Source organism: Microbacterium sp. C23T, from assembly GCF_053345975.1.
Genome location: NZ_JBKFBD010000024.1, coordinates 60,824 through 79,477 on the forward strand (window position 1 = coordinate 60,824; position 18,654 = coordinate 79,477).

Below are 18,654 nucleotides of genomic sequence, written 5' to 3' on the forward strand. Positions count from 1 at the left end.
TATCGCCGAGCGACAGCCCCGACGGATCGTCACACAGCGTCCACCGTCACGTCGGGGAAACACCGCGCCGTTAGCCTGGAGAGATGCGTGAACTCACCCACACCGAAGCGATCGACCTCGTCGGGCGGTACGAGGCGGAGCAGGCGATCCCCGAGCAGATGCGCGGCGACGTCCGCATGCTGGGGACGCTCCTCGGTCAGGTGCTGCGCGAGAGCGGTTCGCCGGGACTGTACGAGGATGTCGAGCGCCTGCGCACCGCGACGATCCAGGCGTATACCGACGAGACGCCGGAGGCGTTCGCCCGAGCCGCCGCCATCGCCGACTCGTTCACGATCGCCCGCGCCGACGAGGTCGCGCGGGCGTTCACCGCGTACTTCCACCTCGTGAACCTCGCCGAGGAGCACCAGCGCGTGCGCGTGCTGCGCGAGCGCGACGGGCGCCCCGACCGCGAGCAGGCGACCGACTCGGTCGCCGCCGCGTTCGTGCGCCTGGCCGCCGAGGTCGGCGACGACACAGCCCTGAAGCGCCTGCAGGGCATGCGGTTCCACCCGGTGTTCACGGCCCACCCGACCGAGGCCCGCCGCCGCGCGGTGTCGACCAGCATCCGCCGCCTCGCGACCCTTCTCGAGGAGCACGACGCGTCGCTGCGCGGCGGCGCCGACGAGCGCCGCGCCGAGCGCCGCATGCTCGAGGAGATCGACACCCTGTGGCGCACCGCGCCGCTGCGGCCCGAGAAGCCCGCCCCCACCGACGAGGTCCGCGCGGTCATGGCCGTGTTCGACGACACCCTCTACACGGCGGTCCCCCACGTGTACCGCCGCGTGGACGACGCCCTGCAGGGCCCCGCCGCGGGCGGGCGCGCGCCGGTCGTGCGCCCGTTCGTGCGCGTCGGTTCGTGGGTCGGCGGCGACCGTGACGGCAACCCCTTCGTGACGGCATCCGTCACCCGCAAGGCCTCCGCGATCGCGAGCGAGCACGTGCTCATCGGCCTGGCGCGCACGACCAGCCGCATCGGCCGCACGATGACGCTCGACGCCTCGACCACGCCGCCGAGCGATGCCCTTCTCGCGCTGTGGCGGCGCCTCAAGGCGGCCGACGAGGACGCCGCGAAGGACATCGCCAAGCGCTCCCCCGACGAGCCGCACCGGCGCATCCTGCTGCTCATCGCCCGCAAGATCGAGGCGACCCGCGCCCGCAACGCCGACCTCGCCTACCGCGACCCCGAGCACCTGCTGGCCGACCTCCGCGTCGTGCAGGACTCGCTCGTGCAGGCCGGCGCGCCGCGTCAGGCCTATGGCCACCTGCAGCAGCTGCTGTGGCAGGTCGAGACCTACGGCTTCCACCTCACCGAGCTCGAGGTGCGCCAGCACTCGGCCGTGCACGCCAAGGTGCTCGCCGAACTCGAGTCGGGCGCACCGCGCAGCGAGCTCGCCGAAGAGGTGCTCGACGTCGTGCGCACCGTCGGGTTCCTGCAGGAGCGCTACGGCCCGCGGGCCGCCGGTCGGTACATCGTGTCGTTCACGCAGTCGGCCGACGACCTCGCGAACGTGCACAAGCTCGCCGCCTACGCGGTCGGACCCGACGGCACGCCGCCCGTGCTGGATGTCATCCCGCTGTTCGAGACGTTCGCCGATCTGCAGGCCGCGCCCCGCATCCTCGCCGAGATCGTCGAGCACCCCGAGTTCGCCGCACGTCTGGAGGCCACCGGGCGCCGCCTCGAGGTCATGCTCGGCTACTCGGACTCCTCGAAGGACGTCGGCCCCGTCGCCGCCAACCTCGCGCTGTACGAGGCGCAGGCGAAGATCGCCGCGTGGGCTGACGAGAACGGCATCGAGCTCACCCTCTTCCACGGTCGCGGCGGCGCCCTCGGGCGCGGCGGCGGTCCCGCGAACTCCGCGATCATGGCGCAGCCGCCGCACTCCGTCGACGGCCGGTTCAAGCTCACCGAGCAGGGCGAGGTCATCTTCGCCCGCTACGGCGATCCCGCGATCGCCATGCGCCACATCGACCAGGTCGCCGCGGCGATCCTGCTCGCGTCGTCGCCCTCGAACGAGGAGCGCAACCGCACCGCTGCGGCGACGTACGCCGACGTGGCCGCGACGATGGACGCGGCATCCCGCGAGCGCTTCTTCTCGCTCGTGAAGGCGCCCGGATTCGCGCCGTGGTTCGCCCGCGTGACGCCGATGGAGGAGATCGGCCTGCTCGCCCTCGGCTCCCGGCCGGCCCGCCGCGGCCTGTCGGTCGAGTCCCTCGAGGACCTCCGCGCCATCCCGTGGGTGTTCGCGTGGACGCAGGCGCGCATCAACCTCGCCGGCTGGTTCGGTCTGGGAACGGCGCTGGAGGCGGTCGGCGACGAGCCGCTGCTGCAGCGGGCGTACCAGGAGTGGCCGCTGTTCCGCACGCTCATCGACAACGTCGCCATGAGCCTCGCCAAGACCGACGACCGCATCGCCCTGCACTACCTCGAGCTCGGCGACCGCGACGACCTCGCGGCGCTCGTGCGCGACGAGATGCACCTCACGCGCGACTGGGTGATCCGCATCACCGGCGGGACCGAGCTGCTCGGCAACAAGCCCGTGCTGCAGCGTGCCGTCAAGATGCGCAGCCCCTACGTCGACGCGCTCTCGCTGCTCCAGTTGCGGGCGCTCCGGGCGCTCCGAGAGGCTCCCGAGGGCGCGCCGGTCGACCCCGAGCTGCAGCGCCTGCTGCTGCTGTCGGTCTCGGGTGTCGCGGCCGGACTGCAGAACACGGGCTGACCCGCACCCCGCCGCGCGTCGCAACCGGGATCGCCCAGACCCCGGCGTACCGTGGCGCCCATGGCACGGATCGTCGTCGCCGAAGTCTGCCCCTGGTGCGGGTCGCTCGATGTGCGGGCGACCGAACCGCGGTGGTTCCGGATTGAGTGGGAGCGTCGGGGCCACCTCGACGACGGCTCGGTCGACCGCCTCGAGTTCTGCTGCCGCGACTGCGGCCTCGCCTGGGACTGACGTCGAAGATTCACGGATGCTGCGGCCCGCAGCATCCGACCCGCTCGCTGTCCCCTACCGGGCGCGGCGGGGCTTCTTCGTCCCGAGCATGTACGGCAGCCCCTGGCCCACCGCCGAGAACGTGCTGCCCAGCCGCGAGCGCAGCGTGGGCTTGAGCGCCTCGGCACCGGCACCGTCCAGATCGGCCACGTCGACGAAGTAGGCGTGGACGCTGCCGATCCCCTCGAGGTCGGGGGTGATCTCGCCGACGGACGAGGGAAGGGCGGGCGCGTCGGCGGCGTACAGGTCCTCGGTGAGCAGCACGTACTCGGGGATCCCGACGGAGTTCTTGAGCAGCCGGTGGACCAGGATGACGTCGATTCCCACGAGCTTCGACCTGCCGCTGACGCTCTGCGTCGCGACATCTCCCACGTGCGCGACGAACTTCAGTTTGAGGTCTCGGGCTTGGCGGCACCCACCGCATGGGCAGAGGTTCTGCACGACATACTCGCGCTCGCGGTGGAAGGCGCGATGCATCGCGACGGCGACCTGCAGGATGTCGGCCAGCGTCGTGTCGGGGTCACGCGTCCCCGCGCGGCGCGACAGGAAGGCTCCATCGCCCTCGATCTCGACGAGTTCGAAGCCCCTGGCCGCCCGCACGATGCTCTGGAGCATCCTCGCCGTGTTGACCTCGGCGTGCGCGAGCGTCAGGCGATGCGAGCCCATGTACTCGGTGTAGCCGCCGATGTCGGCGATCAGCAGAGTCGTTCGCGAAGTCGTCATGCCTCACGTCCCTTTCGATCAGCTGTTGTCATCCGCGCTCCTCGCGTGGCCCAGGCTCGTCGAGCGGTTCGCCCGGTGCGAATCGATCCAGCTGCCGGTCGACACTCGTCGCAGCGGCCTGGGCGCTGGGCGCGTAGCCGAGCACGACCGCGGTGAACTTCTCGGACGCGAGCGCTTTGAGGCGGAGGGCCGTGTGCGCGGAGACGGTGGCCGTCCGGCGCGTTCTGCGCAGCAGCGCGATCTCGCCGAACCCCTCCCCCTCGCCGAGCGTCGCGACGACCCTCCCGTCGCCGATGACGTCGGCTGTGCCTCGCTCGATCACGTAGTAGCGATCGCCCACGTCACCCTGCGTGAACACCGGCGTCCCCGGTGCCACCTCCACGGGCTCGAGCCCGCGGGCGAGCTGCTCGATCGAGGGCAGCGGCAGGGGCTGGAACATCGGCACCCGCTGCAGAAGGGACACCTCGAGATCGAGCGCGTCGACGGATCGATCCAGGCGACGCAGCCGCCACCACGACGCCAGCGCCAGCACCGGACACACCAGGCCGATCACGACGAGCGCCGCCTCGACCCCCATCCACGCGATGACCCCCGAGGCGAGGATCGAGCCGACGCCGATCGAGATCGCCACCAGACTCTCGAGAACTCCGAACACGCGCGCCATCACCGCGTCGGGCGCCAGCCTTCCGATGAGGGTGAACCCCGCGAGGTCGATCAGTGCATTGCCGACGCCGACGAACGAGAGCAGGAACAGCGCGGCCGCCTGCTGCGGGAAGACGCCGACGAGGGCGATGGGCAGACCCCACAGGGCGACCCCCACCGCGAACCATGCGCCCAGCCGACCCGTGCCCACCAGGAGCGACGCGGCGAGCGAGCCGACCACCGCTCCCACTCCCACAGCCGCCATGAGCGCGCCGGCGCCGGACTCGCCCATCCCCAGGAGCTCGATCGCGACGACGACGGAGAAGACGGTCAGCGCCCCGCGGGTGAGCGACTGCGCCGCCGCGAGCCCGAGGATCAGCTGCAGATCGCGGCTGCGCCCGACCGCCCGCAAGCCCTCGATCGCCTCCTTCACGAGGTCCGGGCGCGGCGCCGGCGGCCGCGGCGGCGCGTCGTAGCGCACGCGGAACAGCAGGAGCGCGGCCCAGAGTGAGGCTGCGGCCGCCACCGCGAACACGATCGACACGTCCGAGAACGCGAGGACGATGGCCGCCAGCAGCGGACCGACGAGCGTCGCGACCGAATCGAGCAGCCCGCGCACGACGTTCGCGCTGGCCAGCTCGTGCCCGGTGCGGCACAGCGTGGGCAGCAGCGCCGAATGCGCGGGGCGGAAGAGGGTCGCGGCGATGGTGGACAGCACCGCGAGGGCGTAGATCATGGCGATCGGGCCCGAGAGCGCCACGACGATCGCGGCGACGGCCGTCGCCACACCCCTGAGCACCGACACCACCACGAGCACGCGCTCGCGGCGGCCCCTGTCGGCGAACGGCGACAGCACCGGCGCGAGGACGGCGGAGGGCAGCATCCGCAGCAGCCCCACCAGCCCCAGCGCGAGCGCCCCGCCGTCGTTGTACGCGACGATGCCGAGGGCGACCGTGAACGCCCATTCCGCCGTCCAGGCGCCGAGGAAGCTCAGCTGGGCGCGCCGGAGATTGGCGTTGCGCCAATTGCTCGAGAAGGCGCCCACGGCCTGATCGAGCCTCGAACGGGTCCCCAGACGGCCCATGCCGCGACTTTAGGGTCTGGCGGGCCCGAAGACCAGGGCCGCCCGTGCGGCTTCAGTCGACGCGTCGGTCGGCGGCGTGGCGCGCGAGGCTGCGGCCATACCGCTCGGTGAGCTGCACCATGAGGTCGGGAGTCTCGCGGTCGAGGCCGAAGACGTAGCCGGGGAAGTCGAGCTCGCGCTGCGCTGCCCAGATCTCCTCGTGGCGATCGGGCGGCAGGATCTGCACCGGGTCGCCGACGGCCACCCATCCGATCGGCACCGTCGACTCGACGGGGAGCGTCGTGCGCAGGTGCACGACGGCGTTGATGCGCACCTCGCTGCGCGCTCCGATGTGCGCGCCGTTGAACACGCGCGTGCCGGTCGCGAGGAAGACCTCCTCCTCGACGACCGCGCCCGAGACGCTCGCCATCGGGCCGACCAGCACGTGGTCGGCGATGTGCACCGGGTTGGTCGCGGTGGCGCGGATGAGCGCGTTCTCCATCACGATGACGTTCGCGCCGAGGGTGATCGCGCCGCCCTCGGCGGTGATCACCGCACCGTGCAGGATCTGGCTGTCGGCGCCGATCTCGACGTCGCCGCTGATCACCGCGGTCGCCGCCACGACCGCGTCGGGATGGATGTGGGGCTGTGCCCCGAGGTGCTCGAACCGCATCGTTCCTGCCTCCGACCTTCGTGGATGGGGCCAGCGTAGCCCGCCGTCACACGTCCGATCGACGCCGCGACCGTGGATAGGGTGAAGGAGCGCCACCCCCGCGCACCGCTCCACCTCGAAAGCTCCACCATGCCCTCTGCGCCCTCGACCGCGTCCGCCACCGAATCCCTCACGTCGGCGGAATCCATCCGGCTCGTCCTCGACACCGTCGAGGCCCGCAACCCGAACGAACCCGAGTTCCTGCAGGCCGTGCACGAGGTGCTCGAGTCGATCTCGCCGGTGCTCGAGGCCCACCCCGAGTTCGTCGACGGCGGCATCCTGGAGCGCCTCGTCGAGCCCGAGCGACAGATCCTGTTCCGCGTGCCGTGGGTCGACGACGCCGGCCGCCTGCAGGTCAACCGCGGCTTCCGCGTGCAGTTCTCGTCGGTGCTCGGCCCGTACAAGGGCGGCCTCCGCTTCCACCCGTCGGTGAACCTCTCGATCATCAAGTTCCTGGGCTTCGAGCAGATCTTCAAGAACGCGCTCACCGGCCAGGGCATCGGCGGCGCCAAGGGCGGCAGCGACTTCGACCCGCACGGCCGCTCGAACGCCGAGATCATGCGCTTCTGCCAGTCGTTCATGAACGAGCTCTACCGCCACCTCGGCGAGCACACCGACGTGCCCGCCGGCGACATCGGCGTGGGAGCCCGCGAGATCGGCTACCTGTTCGGCCAGTACCGCAAGGTCACCAACCGCCATGAGTCGGGCATGTTCACCGGCAAGGGCGTGCAGTGGGGCGGCGCCGAGGTGCGCACCGAGGCGACCGGCTACGGCGCCGTGTTCTTCGTCGAGGAGATGCTGGGCGTCCACGGCGAGACGCTGCACGGCAAGCGCGTGGGCATCTCCGGATCGGGCAACGTCGCGATCTACGCCATCGACAAGGCCCGCCAGCTCGGCGCGACGGCGGTCACGGCATCCGACTCGTCCGGCTACGTCGTCGACGACGCCGGCATCGACGTCGACCTCCTCCGCCAGATCAAGGAGGTCGAGCGCGCCCGCATCTCGGAGTACGCCGCGCGCCGACCGGGCGCCCGCTACGTCGAGGGCGCGCGTCCGTGGGAGGTGCCCGTCGACGTCGCGATCCCCTCGGCCACGCAGAACGAGCTCGACGAGGGCGACGCCCGTGCCCTCATCGCGAACGGCGTGCGCGCCGTCGCTGAAGGCGCCAACATGCCGACCACGCCGGACGCCGTCGACGCGTTCCGCGACGCGGGCGTGCTGTTCGGCCCGGGCAAGGCGGCGAACGCCGGCGGCGTGGCGACCTCGGCGCTCGAGATGAGCCAGAACGCCGCGCGCCAGCGCTGGAGCTTCGACGACAGCGAGGCGAAGCTCCGCGCGATCATGGCCGACGTGCACGACGCCGCGTTCCAGGCCGCCGAGCGCTACGGCCGCCCCGGCGACTACGTCGTCGGCGCCAACTCCGCGGGCTTCGAGCGCGTCGCGCACGCGATGCTCGCGCAGGGCGTCATCTGACGGATCTCACGACCCGCTGACGGGCCGGCCGCCCTCGGCCGGGTGGTCGGCCCGTCGCAGTCTCAGGCGCCCGCCGCAGCCTCGGCCGCGGCATCCGCCTTCTTCTCAGGCCACAGCTGGTCGATGAGCTGCGCCACCCACGCGATGAGCTCGTCGTCGCCCAGCGGCTCGCCGCCCGCCGACGGAAGCGGCACGACTATCGCCTCTCCCCCGGCGACGAGCTTCGCCTTGGGGTGCAGGCGCTGCAGGCGCACGCGCATGGAGTCGGGAAGGTTCGCCGGGGCGATGCGCAGGTTCGGGCCCATCGCGACGACGTCCGCGAGGCCGGCCTGTCCTGCCCGGCGGCGCAGGCGCGCGACGGCGAGCAGCCCCTCGACCTCCGACGGCGGCTCGCCGTAGCGGTCGGCGAGCTCCTCGATGACGAGGTCGATCGCACCGGGCTGCGCGGTGACGGATGCCGCGGCAGAGAGCTTCTGGTACGCCTCGAGGCGCAGCCGCTCGCTGTCGATGTAGGACTCGGGGATTCGGGCCTGTACGGGCAGCTCCAGGCGGAGCTCGGTCGGGCCCTCGGTCTCTTCGCCGCGGAAGGTCGCGACGGCCTCGCCGATCATGCGGAGGTACAGGTCGAACCCGACGCCGGCGATGTGGCCGGCCTGCTCCGCGCCGAGGAGGTTGCCGGCGCCGCGGATCTCGAGGTCCTTGAGCGCCACCTGCATGCCCGAGCCGAGGTCGTTGTTGACGGCGATCGTCTCGAGGCGGTCGGCCGCGGTCTCGCTGAGCGGCTTCAAGTCGTCGTAGAGGAAGTACGCGTAGGCGCGCTCGCGCGCCCGGCCCACGCGGCCGCGCAGCTGGTGCAGCTGGCTGAGGCCGTACTTGTCGGCGCGGTCGATGATGATCGTGTTCGCGTTCGAGATGTCGAGACCGGTCTCGATGATCGTCGTCGAGACGAGCACGTCGGCCTTGCGCTCCCAGAAGTCGTCGACGACCTGCTCGAGCTGGTGCTCCCCCATCTGCCCGTGGGCGACAGCGATGCGCGCCTCGGGCACGAGTTCGGCGAGCTCGGAGGCGACGCGCTGGATCGACTGCACGCGGTTGTGCACGTAGAAGACCTGGCCCTCGCGCAGCAGCTCACGCCGGATCGCCGCGGCGATCTGCTTGTCGTTGCGGGCGCCGACGTACGACAGGATCGGATGCCGGTCTTCCGGCGGCGTCTGCAGTGTCGACATCTCGCGGATGCCCGTGACCGCCATCTCGAGCGTGCGCGGGATCGGCGTCGCGCTCATCGCGAGGATGTCGACGTTCGTCTTCAGCTTCTTCAGCTGGTCCTTGTGCTCGACGCCGAACCGCTGCTCCTCGTCGATGATCATGAGGCCGAGATCCTTGAAGAGAACCTTCTCGGTGAGGATGCGGTGGGTGCCGATGACCATGTCGACGGTGCCGTCGGCGAGACCCGCCACGACCTCGCGCGCCTGCTTGTCGGTCTGGAACCGCGACAGGGCCTTCACCTTCACCGGGAAGCCCGCGAAGCGCTCGGTGAAGGTCTCGAGATGCTGCTTGACGAGCAGCGTCGTCGGCACGAGCATCGCGACCTGCTTGCCGTCCTGGATCGCCTTGAACGCCGCACGGACCGCCACCTCGGTCTTGCCGAAGCCGACGTCGCCCGACAGCAGCCGGTCCATCGGGATCGGCTTCTCCATGTCGGCCTTGATCTCGTCGATCGTCTGCAGCTGGTCGGGCGTCTCGGCGAACGGGAACGCCTCCTCCAGCTCGCGCTGCCAGGGGGTGTCCGGACCGAAGGCGTAGCCCTTGGCCGCCATGCGCGCCGAGTAGAGCTTGACCAGCTCGACCGCGATGTCGCGCACCGCGCGCCGCGCCTTGCTCTTGGCCTGCGCCCAGTCGCTGCCGCCCATCTTCGACAGGCTCGGCGCCTCGCCGCCGACGTAGCGCGACAGCAGGTCGAGCTGGTCGGTGGGCACGTAGAGCTTGTCGCCCGGGTAGCCGCGCTTGGACGGCGCGTACTCGAGCACGAGGTACTCGCGCATGCTCTTGACCGCGTTGCGGCCGCCGCTGGACACTTCGCGCTGCTGCAGCTCGACGAACTTTCCGATGCCGTGCGTCGCGTGCACGACGTAGTCGCCCGCAGTGAGCTTGAGGGGGTCGACGACGGCCTTGCGGCGTGACGCGAGCTTCTTGACGACGCGCGTGTCGCCGCCGATCGTGCGGCCGTAGAACTCGGACTCGGTGAGCACGGCCAGCTTCGCGTCGGGCGCCTCGAAGCCGCGCTCGAGCACGCTCACGACCACGTGCGCGATGCCGGGCTCGGGAGCCTGCAGCACCTCGTCGACCTTGCGTGCGGCGATGCCCCGCTCGGCGAGCACGTCGCGGGCGCGCTCCACGAGTCCGGCACCGGATGCTGCCACCACGACCCGCCAGCCGTCAGCCAGCAGTGCGCCCACATGGTCGGTGGCGCCCTCGACGTTGCCCTGGAACGACGGCACAGCAGACCCGGGAACCCGGATGGCGGCCGCGGCCTCGAGCGCGACGTCGATGTCGTCGTCGAGGAGCCCCTCGGCGACAGCATCGGCCTGTCCGGAATCGAAGGCGCTCAGCGTCCACCAGACGCCGCGGCGATCGCGGGCCGCCTCGCGGAGCTCGGGCAGGCTCAGGAAGTCGCCGGCACCCAGGTCGATCGGGGTGCTCGCGCCGGCCGTCGCGGCGCTCCACGCGGCGTCGAGGAACTCGCGGTTGGTCTCGCCGAGGGTGATCGCGCGCGTCACGGCGCGCTCGGGGTCGAGGAGCGCGACCGCGGCGCCCTCCGGCAGATAGTCGACGAGGGTGACGAGGCGATCGACGACGGCCGGGAGCAGCGACTCCATGCCCTCGACCGGGATGCCCTCCGACATCTTCTCGAGCATGCCCGCGAGGCCGGGGAACTCTTCCTTGAGCTGTCGGGCGCGGCCGCGCACGGCCTCGGTCAGCAGCAGCTCGCGACTCGGCAGGAGCGTGACCTCGCGCACCTCTCCCGGCAGCGACCGCTGGTCGGCGACGGAGAACGCGCGCATCTCGTCGACCTCGTCGCCGAAGAACTCGACGCGATACGGGTGCGGCGCGGTCGGCGGGAAAACGTCGAGGATGCCGCCGCGCACGGCGAACTCGCCACGGCGGGACACCATGTCGACGCGGTGATACGCGAGTTCCACGAGACGCGTGGACACATCGCCGAGGTCGTGGCCGCGGCCTCCCACCACGAGTTCGACGGGATCCACCTCGGTGAGTCCCGCAGCGAGCGGCTGGATCGCGCCACGCACCGACGCCGTGATGACCAGCGGCGTCGCGGCATCCCAGCGCGCGATGCGCGTGAGGATGTCGAGGCGCGCACCGACCGTCTCGGCACTCGGGCTGAGGCGCTCGTGCGGCAGCGTCTCCCACGCGGGGAAATGCAGCACCTCGGCGCCCGGCAGGAGCGCGCCCAGCGCGGGGCCGAGCGACTCGGCGCGGCGGCCGGTCGGTGCGACGAGCAGCACGATCGGCGGCTTGCCCGCCGCACGGCGACGCTCGAGCAGAGCCGCGAGGAGGGGAGCGTCGAGTCCTTCGACGAGCGAGAAGTCGGCATCTACGGATGCCGCGGCCAGCGCGTCCCGGAAAGGCTCAGCCTGTTCGAGGGCGCGCACGATCCCGGGAACTGTCACCGCACGAGTCTACGACCCGCCACGGACACGGAGATCCGCAGCGGTGCGGCCCCGCTCCTAGGATGAGGCTGTGAGCCAGCCCGACGCACCGCAGACCCCGCCCGCTCAGCCCGGCGGCTGGGCGCCGCCCGGAGCGGCGCCGTTCGGGGCGCCGACGAGCGAAGCTCCCGCGCCCGGATATCCGGGTGCCGCGGCCGCGACCCCGCAGGGATGGGCGACTCCCCCGGCAGGTGCATACGCGCCGCCACCCGGATACGCGCCGCCGCCGGCGGGCTATCCGGTGGCGCCGGCGGCAGCATCCGCCATCGCATACGGTGCCCCTGCTCCCGGGAAGCGCAGCAGCGCACTCGGGTTCGTCGCGCTCGCGCTCGCACTCGTCGCCACGATCGGCGCGAGCCTGTTCGCCGCGATCGCGAGCTTCAACATCGGGCTCGGCGCCGGCCGCGAGATCTCGTCACGGCCGTTCACCGGCGACTTCGACTGGTCGGTCCTGACGCCCGTGCGCGACTGGGTGCTGATGGGCGAGGTCTCGTTCTGGGTCGGCACCGCGATCGGCGTGTGGGCCCTCGTGCAGGGGATCATCGCGGTCGTCAAGGGACGCGGCCGCGGCGCCGGCATCGCGGCGGTCGTCATCGCCGCCCTCGGCCCGATCGCCTTCGGCGCCGTCGTGCAGGGCTTCCTCACCGCGGGCCTCGCCGCCGGAACCGGCATCGGCGGCTGACCCGGCTCGATACCCCGAGCGACAGCATCCGCTCCCCTCTCGCTCCTCATCTGAGGACGTGAGCCGGAATGCGGAGTGAAACGCCTGGGTCGGCCCGCATCTCGGCACTCGTCCTCAACTGAGGAAGCGAAAGACCCGAAGCTGGTCGGGCGGCGGCGCGCGCGGGCAGAGTCAGACGCGGGGTGCGTGGTGCTTCTGCTGGGTGGCGAGGAGACCCTCGGCCACGAGCTGCTCGACCGCGTCGGCGGCGTCGCCGACGAGGATCGGAAGGTTCTTGCGCTCGGTGGCGCCGAACGGGTCGAGCACCCAGTCGGCGGGGTCCTGGCGGCCGGGAGGGCGGCCGATGCCGACCCGCACGCGCGGGAACTCCGGTGTGTCGAGCGCCTTCGCCACGTCGCGCACGCCGTTGTGACCGCCGTGGCCGCCGCCGATCTTCAGCTTGATCGTGTCGAACGGGATGTCGAGCTCGTCGTGCACGACCACGACGTGGTCGGCGTCGATGCCGTAGAACTTCGCGAGCCCCGCGACGGGTCCGCCGGAGACGTTCATGAAGGTGTTGGGCTTGGCGAGGATGATCTTGGGTCCGCCGGGGCGCAGCCAGGTCTCGACGACGCGGGCGTTCGCCTTGTGCGCCTTGAACGACTCGCTGCGCCGGCCGGCGAGCTCGTCGACGACGAGCTGCCCCACGTTGTGGCGCGTGAGCTCGTAACGGGGGCCGGGGTTGCCGAGCCCCACGATCAGCCACGTGTCTGCCATGTCATCCATCCTGCCCGAGCCCGCGCCGCGTCGTCGGCGCAGAGCCCTCGTGAAACGCAGCGAGGGGGTGCGGCATCCGCACCCCCTCGCCGGAAAGCGATCCGATCGCTCGGCGTCCGATTACTCGGCGGCGGCCTCCGCGGCCTCCGACGCCTCCGCCTGCTCGGCGGCGACCTCGGCGTCGGCCTCGGCGATCTCCTCCTCGGCGGCGATCGCCGCCGCGGGGACGGCGATGGCGACGACGAGCAGCTCGGGCTCGGCGGCCAGCGTCGCACCCTTCGGGAGCTTCAGCTCGGCGGCGGTGATGTGCGTGCCCTCTTCGAGGCCCTCGACGTCGACCTCGATGTGCTCGGGGATGTGGGTCGCCTCGACCTCGAGCGCAACCGAGGTGGCGTCGAGGTTGACGATCGTGCCGGCGGCAGGCTCGCCCAGGACGACGACGGGGACGTCGACCTGGATCTTCTCGCCCTTCTTCACCACGAGGAGGTCGATGTGCTCGATGATCTGGTGCACGGGGTCCTTCTGGACGTCCTTGACCAGCGTCAGCTGCTCCTTGCCGTCGAGGTCGAGCTCGAGCACGGCGTTGGCGCGACGGATGAGCAGCGAGACCTGGTGGCCGGGCAGCGCGACGTGCACGGGGTCGGTGCCGTGACCGTAGATGACGGCGGGGATCTTGCCGGCGGCGCGGAGGCGGCGGGCGAAGCCCTTGCCGAAGTTCTCGCGGACCTCGGCCTGGACCTTGGTGTCGGGCTCGTTGGACATGGGTTCTCCTTGCGGGCGCAGTGCCCTTATCTGAGGCGGCGCGTAGCCGTTCCGAATCGGCCTGCGCGGTGGCGGGCCCGGGTATTGGGGATGTCTTCGACTCGAACGCGCGCGCGTGAGGAAAGCCCGTGGGCCGGCATCACCGCGTCGATCACGGATGCCGCAGCCCGCCGTCATCGACGGGCGCGAGGCATCCCTCGCCGAAGTTCGGACAAGAGTCTACCAGCGCCCCCGCTACGATGAAGAACGCACCTGCTTCCCGCTCACACGGAGGACCCCATGGACTACGGCTTCGCTAGCCACGCTCTACTCTGGCTCATCGGCGCCATGGCCGCCGTCGGCGCTCTCGGCACGGTGCTCGCGTTCTGGAGCCTCGGCCGCCAGGGCTACCGCAAGGACTGACTTCGCCGCCCGGGTGCTGAGCGCTAGAGCTCCTCGGGCCTCCCGGCGAGGTCGTCCCCGACGGCCTCGTCCATCGCGGCATCGGATTCGCTGACGATCCGCGACATCGCTTCGAACGCCGCGTCCGCCTCACCGCTCGCGACTGCGAACGCGACGTCGCGATGCCAGCGCACCGCATCGGGGTTCGCCTCGTGCGGCATCAGCGCGTGACGCGTGCGACCTTCGAGAACCGCCTGCACCACTCCCCCGAGCACCCCGAGCATCGGGTTCCCGGACGCGCTCAGCAGCGTGCGGTGGAACCGTACGTCGGCGTCGAGGTACTCGGCCTCCGCCGCCTGCTGGTCATGACGCGCCATGCCCAGCGCCGCCGCCACGAGCTCCTGGCGCTGCGCATCGGTCGCGTTGGTGGCCGCGAGCCGCGCCGCGAGCGGTTCGACCGCGCCGCGCAGCTCGCCCAGCTCGTGCAGCTGGCGCGCGCGCCCGGGCCCGTCGAGGCGCCACGCGATGATCTCGGGGGCGTAGACGTTCCACTGCTCCACCGGCAGCACCTCGATGCCCGCCTTGCGGCGCACCTGGACGAGACCGAGGGACTCGAGGACCCTGACCGCCTCGCGCGCCGCCGATCGCGAGGCGCCCGAGGACTCCGCCAGCTCAGTGGTCAGCAGGCGCGATCCGGCGGGGTGCTCGCCGTGCACGATCGCGGCGCCGAGCCGCTCGACGAGGGCGTCGTGAACCGGGCTGCCGTGAAGTGTGTCGGCCATGGTCCGATTGTGCCCCACACGCTTCGTGTCGTCCGACATTCGAGCATCATTCGCTTTTTATGTCGTACATATTGACAGTCGAGGACTATCACGTCAGACTAAACGGCATCCTCGGGTCAAAGACTGACCCCGTTTCGATCAAGGACGCTCATGGATCTCTCCGGACTTCTCTCCCTGCCGGCCGCCGCGGCCGAAGTGACCCCCGTCGGCCCGCCGTGGCAGCTGCTCACGGCCGCCGTCATCGGCATCGCGATCATCGTGGTGCTGATCACCTGGCTGAAGGTTCACCCCTTCCTCGCCCTGATGATGGGCGCCATCGCCACCGGGATCATCGCCGGGTTCGAACCCGGCAAGACGATCGTCAGCTTCACCACGGGCTTCGGCGCGACGATGGGCGGCGTCGGCATCCTCATCGCCCTCGGCGCCATCTACGGCAAGCTGCTGGCCGACTCCGGCGGTGCCGACCGCATCGTCGACACCCTCGTCGCCCGCGCCACACCCCGGAGCCTCCCCTGGATCATGGGCTTCATCGGCGCCATCATCGGCCTGCCGATGTTCTTCGAGGTCGGACTCGTCCTGCTCGTCCCGGTCATCATCCTGGTCGCGCGCCGTTCGGGTCTGCCGCTCATGAAGATCGCGATCCCGGCGCTCGCGGGCCTGTCCGCCATGCACGGCCTCGTGCCGCCGCATCCCGGCCCGCTCGCCGCCATCGACATCCTCGGCGCCAACCTCGGCCTCACCCTCGCCCTGGGCGTGCTGATCGCCATCCCCGCGGTGATCGTGGCCGGCCCCCTGTTCTCGGGTCTCGCCGCTCGCTGGGTACGCGTTCCCGTGCCCGATCTGTTCGTCACCGCCGAGGACGAGGGCGAGCAGCAGACGCGGCGCCCGTCGTTCGCCGCCACCCTCGCCAGCATCCTGCTGCCCGTCGTGCTCATGCTCGCCCGCGCGATCGCCGACATCGTCGCGCCCGGCTCGACCGCCCCCGCCAAGGCCATCATCGACTTCCTCGGCACGCCCGCGATCGCGCTCCTCATCGCCGTCATCGTCGGCTTCTTCGTGCTCGGCGGCGGAGCCGGATTCGGCCGCGCCGAGATCGCGAAGTCGGTGGGCTCGTCACTGGGACCGATCGCCGGCATCCTGCTCATCGTCGGCGCCGGCGGCGGATTCAAGCAGGTGCTCGTCGACACCGGCATCGGCGACGTCATCGCGAACCTCATCGCCGAGTCGGGTCTGTCGATCCTCTTCCTCGCCTGGCTCGTGGCCGCCGTCATCCGCGTCGCCACCGGATCCGCCACTGTCGCCACGATCACCGCGGCCGGCATCCTCCAGCCGCTCACCGTGGGTCTCGACCCGGCGATGTCGGCACTCCTCGTGCTCGCGATCGGCTCGGGATCGGTCTTCCTCTCGCACGTCAACGACGCGGGCTTCTGGCTCATCAAGGAGTACTTCGGTCTCAGCATCCCGCAGACGCTCAAGAGCTGGACGGTTCTCGAGTGCCTCATCTCGGTCGTCGGTCTGCTCGGCGTCCTCGCCGTCAGCGTGTTCGTATGAGCGGGGAAGGGAGAACTCGGATGCTGTCGACCCCAACGATCCTCGTTCTGATGGGTCCGTCCGGCACCGGCAAGTCCACCGTCGGGGCCATGCTGTCCGGCAGGCTGGGATGGCCGTTCCAGGAGGGCGACGACCTCCATCCGGCCGCCAACGTCGAGAAGATGCGGCGCGGTCACGCTCTGACCGACGCGGACCGGATCCCGTGGCTCGAGCTCGTCGCCGCATGGATCGACGAGCGCCGCGCGGCCGGTGAACCCGGGATCATCACCTGCTCGGCGCTCAAGCGCAACTATCGCGACATCCTCCGCCGCGACAACGTCACATTCGTGAACTTCACGGGAGATGCGGCGGTGGTGCGCGACCGCATGATGCGGCGACAGGGGCACTTCATGCCCCCGGCACTGCTCGACTCCCAGTTCGCGACGCTCGAGGCGCCGGGGCGCGACGAGCAGGCGATCGACGTCGACATCGCGCTCACCCCCGAGGACCAGGCCGCGCTCGTCGCGTCGGCGCTCCGACTCGAGGGTTCATGACGCTCCGGCGGTGACCGACAACACTCCCGGGCTAGGCTCGTCACGTCAGCCGCGAGCAGCCACACCCGGACCCGCTCACAACCGGCCTCGCCGCCGCGTGAGCACTCGGCCATGCCGTGTAACACGGACGCGCCAGACTTTAGGCTGAAAAGACGACTTAACCCCAGGAGTGCGTGTGTCTTCCGACAATCCTTCAGCGACCGCCAACCCGAGCCAGACCAACATCTCGACGGATCAGGACCAGGCGCCTGACGAGGCGACGCAGGCGCACGAGGCTGCGCCGGCACCCGAGGACGTCGAGCGTCCCACTCCCGAGGCGGAGGGCCCCGAGGCCGTCGCCGCCGCGACGGCGAACATCGGCGTGGTGGGTCTTGCGGTGATGGGGTCGAACCTCGCGCGCAACCTCGCCAGCCGCGAGGGCAACACGGTCGCGGTGTACAACCGCAGCCGGTCCAAGACCGACGAGCTGACCACGGCTCACCCCGAGGCCGAGTTCGTCCCCGCGTTCTCGTACGAGGAGTTCGCCGCGTCGCTGCAGAAGCCGCGCGCCGCGATCATCATGGTCAAGGCCGGCCGCCCGACCGACGCGGTCATCGACTCGCTGGTCGAGGTGTTCGAGCCCGGCGACATCATCGTCGACGGCGGCAACGCCCTCTTCACCGACACCATCCGCCGCGAGAAGGCCGTCCGCGAGACGGGCATCAACTTCGTCGGCGCCGGCATCTCCGGCGGCGAGGAGGGCGCGCTCAACGGCCCCTCGATCATGCCCGGCGGCTCGGACGAGTCGTGGGTCACCCTCGGCCCGATCCTGAAGTCCATCGCCGCGGTCGCCGAGGGCGAGCCGTGCGTCACGCACGTCGGCCACGACGGCGCCGGCCACTTCGTGAAGATGGTGCACAACGGCATCGAGTACGCCGACATGCAGCTCATCGCCGAGGCGTACGACCTGATCCGCCGCGGCACCGGCAAGACACCGGCCGAAATCGCCGAGGTCTTCGCCGAGTGGAACCAGGGCGAACTCGAGTCGTACCTCATCGAGATCACCGCCGAGGTGCTCCGCCAGGTCGACGCCGCCACCGGCCGGCCGCTCGTGGACGTCATCCTCGACCAGGCCGGCGCCAAGGGCACCGGCGCCTGGACCGTGCAGACCGCGCTGTCGCTCGGCGTGCCCGTGTCGGGCATCGCCGAGGCCACCTTCGCCCGCTCGCTGTCGTCGCACCCCGAGCAGCGCGAGGTCTCGCGCGACCTGCCCGGCCCCGAGGAGGGCCTCACCGTCGACGACGCCGACGCGTTCATCGAGGACGTGCGCCTCGCCCTCTACGCGTCGAAGATCGTCGCGTACTCGCAGGGCTTCGACGAGATCCGCGCCGGCGCCGCCGAGTACGACTGGACCATCGACCTCGGCGCCGTGTCGAAGATCTGGCGCGCCGGCTGCATCATCCGCGCCCAGTTCCTCAACCGCATCGCCGACGCCTACGACGCCCAGCCCGAGCTGCCCGTGCTGCTCACCGCGCCCTATTTCGTCGAGGCCCTCGGCCGCGCGCAGGGCGCGTGGCGCCGGATCGTGTCGGCCGCCGCGGGCGCCGGCATCCCCGCCCCCGCGTTCTCGTCGTCGCTGTCGTACTACGACGGCCTGCGCGCCGAGCGCCTGCCCGCCGCCCTCATCCAGGGCCAGCGCGACTTCTTCGGCGCCCACACCTACAAGCGCATCGACAAGGAAGGCACCTTCCACACCCTGTGGTCGGGCGACCGCACCGAGATCGAAGCCGAAGACACCCACTGACGCATCGAGCGAACGTCCGAGGGCGGATCCCCATCATGGGGATCCGCCCTCGGCGTC

Annotated in this window: 15 protein-coding genes; 8 read left to right on the forward strand and 7 right to left on the reverse strand. The window is 71.1% G+C overall.

The features are described 5' to 3' along the window. Nucleotides 1-83 precede the first annotated feature (83 nt). Both ACLBXX_RS14395 and ACLBXX_RS14400 read left to right on the forward strand, forming a co-directional pair. Nucleotides 84-2,756, forward strand: a complete 2,673-nt coding sequence (locus ACLBXX_RS14395; RefSeq protein ID WP_447658562.1) for a phosphoenolpyruvate carboxylase — start codon at nucleotides 84-86, stop codon at nucleotides 2,754-2,756. 60 nt (nucleotides 2,757-2,816) lie between these two features. After that, nucleotides 2,817-2,987 (forward strand): hypothetical protein, encoded by a 171-nt coding sequence (locus tag ACLBXX_RS14400; RefSeq protein ID WP_375872682.1) that lies wholly within the window; start codon nucleotides 2,817-2,819, stop codon nucleotides 2,985-2,987. A 54-nt stretch (nucleotides 2,988-3,041) separates the two neighbouring features. On the opposite strand, the gene ACLBXX_RS14405 is transcribed toward ACLBXX_RS14400, so the two are convergent. The 3 genes from ACLBXX_RS14405 to ACLBXX_RS14415 are packed head-to-tail and all read right to left on the reverse strand — an operon-like array spanning nucleotide 3,042 to nucleotide 6,127. After that, a complete protein-coding gene (locus ACLBXX_RS14405; RefSeq protein WP_447658563.1) occupies nucleotides 3,042-3,749 on the reverse strand; it encodes a DUF2652 domain-containing protein in 708 nt (235 codons plus the stop codon). 28 nt (nucleotides 3,750-3,777) lie between these two features. Continuing rightward, complete coding sequence (locus tag ACLBXX_RS14410; RefSeq protein ID WP_447658564.1) at nucleotides 3,778-5,475, reverse strand: MFS transporter; 1,698 nt, start codon at nucleotides 5,473-5,475, stop codon at nucleotides 3,778-3,780. Between the two features lie 52 nt (nucleotides 5,476-5,527). Continuing rightward, complete coding sequence (locus ACLBXX_RS14415) at nucleotides 5,528-6,127, reverse strand: gamma carbonic anhydrase family protein (protein ID WP_447658565.1); 600 nt, start codon at nucleotides 6,125-6,127, stop codon at nucleotides 5,528-5,530. A 129-nt stretch (nucleotides 6,128-6,256) separates the two neighbouring features. Between ACLBXX_RS14415 and gdhA the strand changes: the two genes are divergently transcribed. After that, nucleotides 6,257-7,639 carry an NADP-specific glutamate dehydrogenase gene (gdhA, locus tag ACLBXX_RS14420; protein WP_447658566.1) on the forward strand — a complete coding sequence of 461 codons (1,383 nt, stop codon included), beginning with the start codon at nucleotides 6,257-6,259 and terminating at the stop codon, nucleotides 7,637-7,639. 62 nt (nucleotides 7,640-7,701) lie between these two features. Here gdhA and mfd read toward each other — a convergent pair whose 3' ends face one another. Further along, complete coding sequence (mfd, locus tag ACLBXX_RS14425; RefSeq protein WP_447658567.1) at nucleotides 7,702-11,328, reverse strand: transcription-repair coupling factor; 3,627 nt, start codon at nucleotides 11,326-11,328, stop codon at nucleotides 7,702-7,704. A 70-nt stretch (nucleotides 11,329-11,398) separates the two neighbouring features. Here mfd and ACLBXX_RS14430 point away from each other — a divergent pair, with 70 nt between their 5' ends. Then, entirely contained in the window at nucleotides 11,399-12,049 is a 651-nt protein-coding gene (locus tag ACLBXX_RS14430) for a hypothetical protein (protein WP_447658568.1), read from the forward strand. Between the two features lie 171 nt (nucleotides 12,050-12,220). On the opposite strand, the gene pth is transcribed toward ACLBXX_RS14430, so the two are convergent. Both pth and ACLBXX_RS14440 read right to left on the reverse strand, forming a co-directional pair. Continuing rightward, nucleotides 12,221-12,805, reverse strand: coding sequence for an aminoacyl-tRNA hydrolase (gene pth / locus ACLBXX_RS14435; RefSeq protein ID WP_447658569.1), 585 nt, complete (start codon nucleotides 12,803-12,805; stop codon nucleotides 12,221-12,223). 120 nt (nucleotides 12,806-12,925) lie between these two features. After that, nucleotides 12,926-13,567 carry a 50S ribosomal protein L25/general stress protein Ctc gene (locus ACLBXX_RS14440; protein ID WP_387145857.1) on the reverse strand — a complete coding sequence of 214 codons (642 nt, stop codon included), beginning with the start codon at nucleotides 13,565-13,567 and terminating at the stop codon, nucleotides 12,926-12,928. Between the two features lie 279 nt (nucleotides 13,568-13,846). Between ACLBXX_RS14440 and ACLBXX_RS14445 the strand changes: the two genes are divergently transcribed. Further along, complete coding sequence (locus tag ACLBXX_RS14445; RefSeq protein WP_262927523.1) at nucleotides 13,847-13,969, forward strand: hypothetical protein; 123 nt, start codon at nucleotides 13,847-13,849, stop codon at nucleotides 13,967-13,969. Between the two features lie 23 nt (nucleotides 13,970-13,992). Here ACLBXX_RS14445 and ACLBXX_RS14450 read toward each other — a convergent pair whose 3' ends face one another. Further along, nucleotides 13,993-14,730: a FadR/GntR family transcriptional regulator gene (locus ACLBXX_RS14450; RefSeq protein ID WP_447658570.1), complete on the reverse strand. Its 738-nt coding sequence runs from the start codon at nucleotides 14,728-14,730 to the stop codon at nucleotides 13,993-13,995. Between the two features lie 150 nt (nucleotides 14,731-14,880). Here ACLBXX_RS14450 and ACLBXX_RS14455 point away from each other — a divergent pair, with 150 nt between their 5' ends. From ACLBXX_RS14455 to gndA, 3 genes are all read left to right on the forward strand, one after another. Then, nucleotides 14,881-16,281, forward strand: coding sequence for a GntP family permease (locus ACLBXX_RS14455; protein ID WP_447658571.1), 1,401 nt, complete (start codon nucleotides 14,881-14,883; stop codon nucleotides 16,279-16,281). A 20-nt stretch (nucleotides 16,282-16,301) separates the two neighbouring features. Continuing rightward, nucleotides 16,302-16,814 carry a gluconokinase gene (locus ACLBXX_RS14460; protein ID WP_447658572.1) on the forward strand — a complete coding sequence of 171 codons (513 nt, stop codon included), beginning with the start codon at nucleotides 16,302-16,304 and terminating at the stop codon, nucleotides 16,812-16,814. Nucleotides 16,815-17,169: 355 nt separating this feature from the next. Beyond that, the gene (gndA, locus tag ACLBXX_RS14465; RefSeq protein ID WP_447658575.1) at nucleotides 17,170-18,597 is read left to right on the forward strand and encodes an NADP-dependent phosphogluconate dehydrogenase; all 1,428 of its coding nucleotides are present in this window, start codon (nucleotides 17,170-17,172) and stop codon (nucleotides 18,595-18,597) included. Nucleotides 18,598-18,654: the final 57 nt, after the last annotated feature.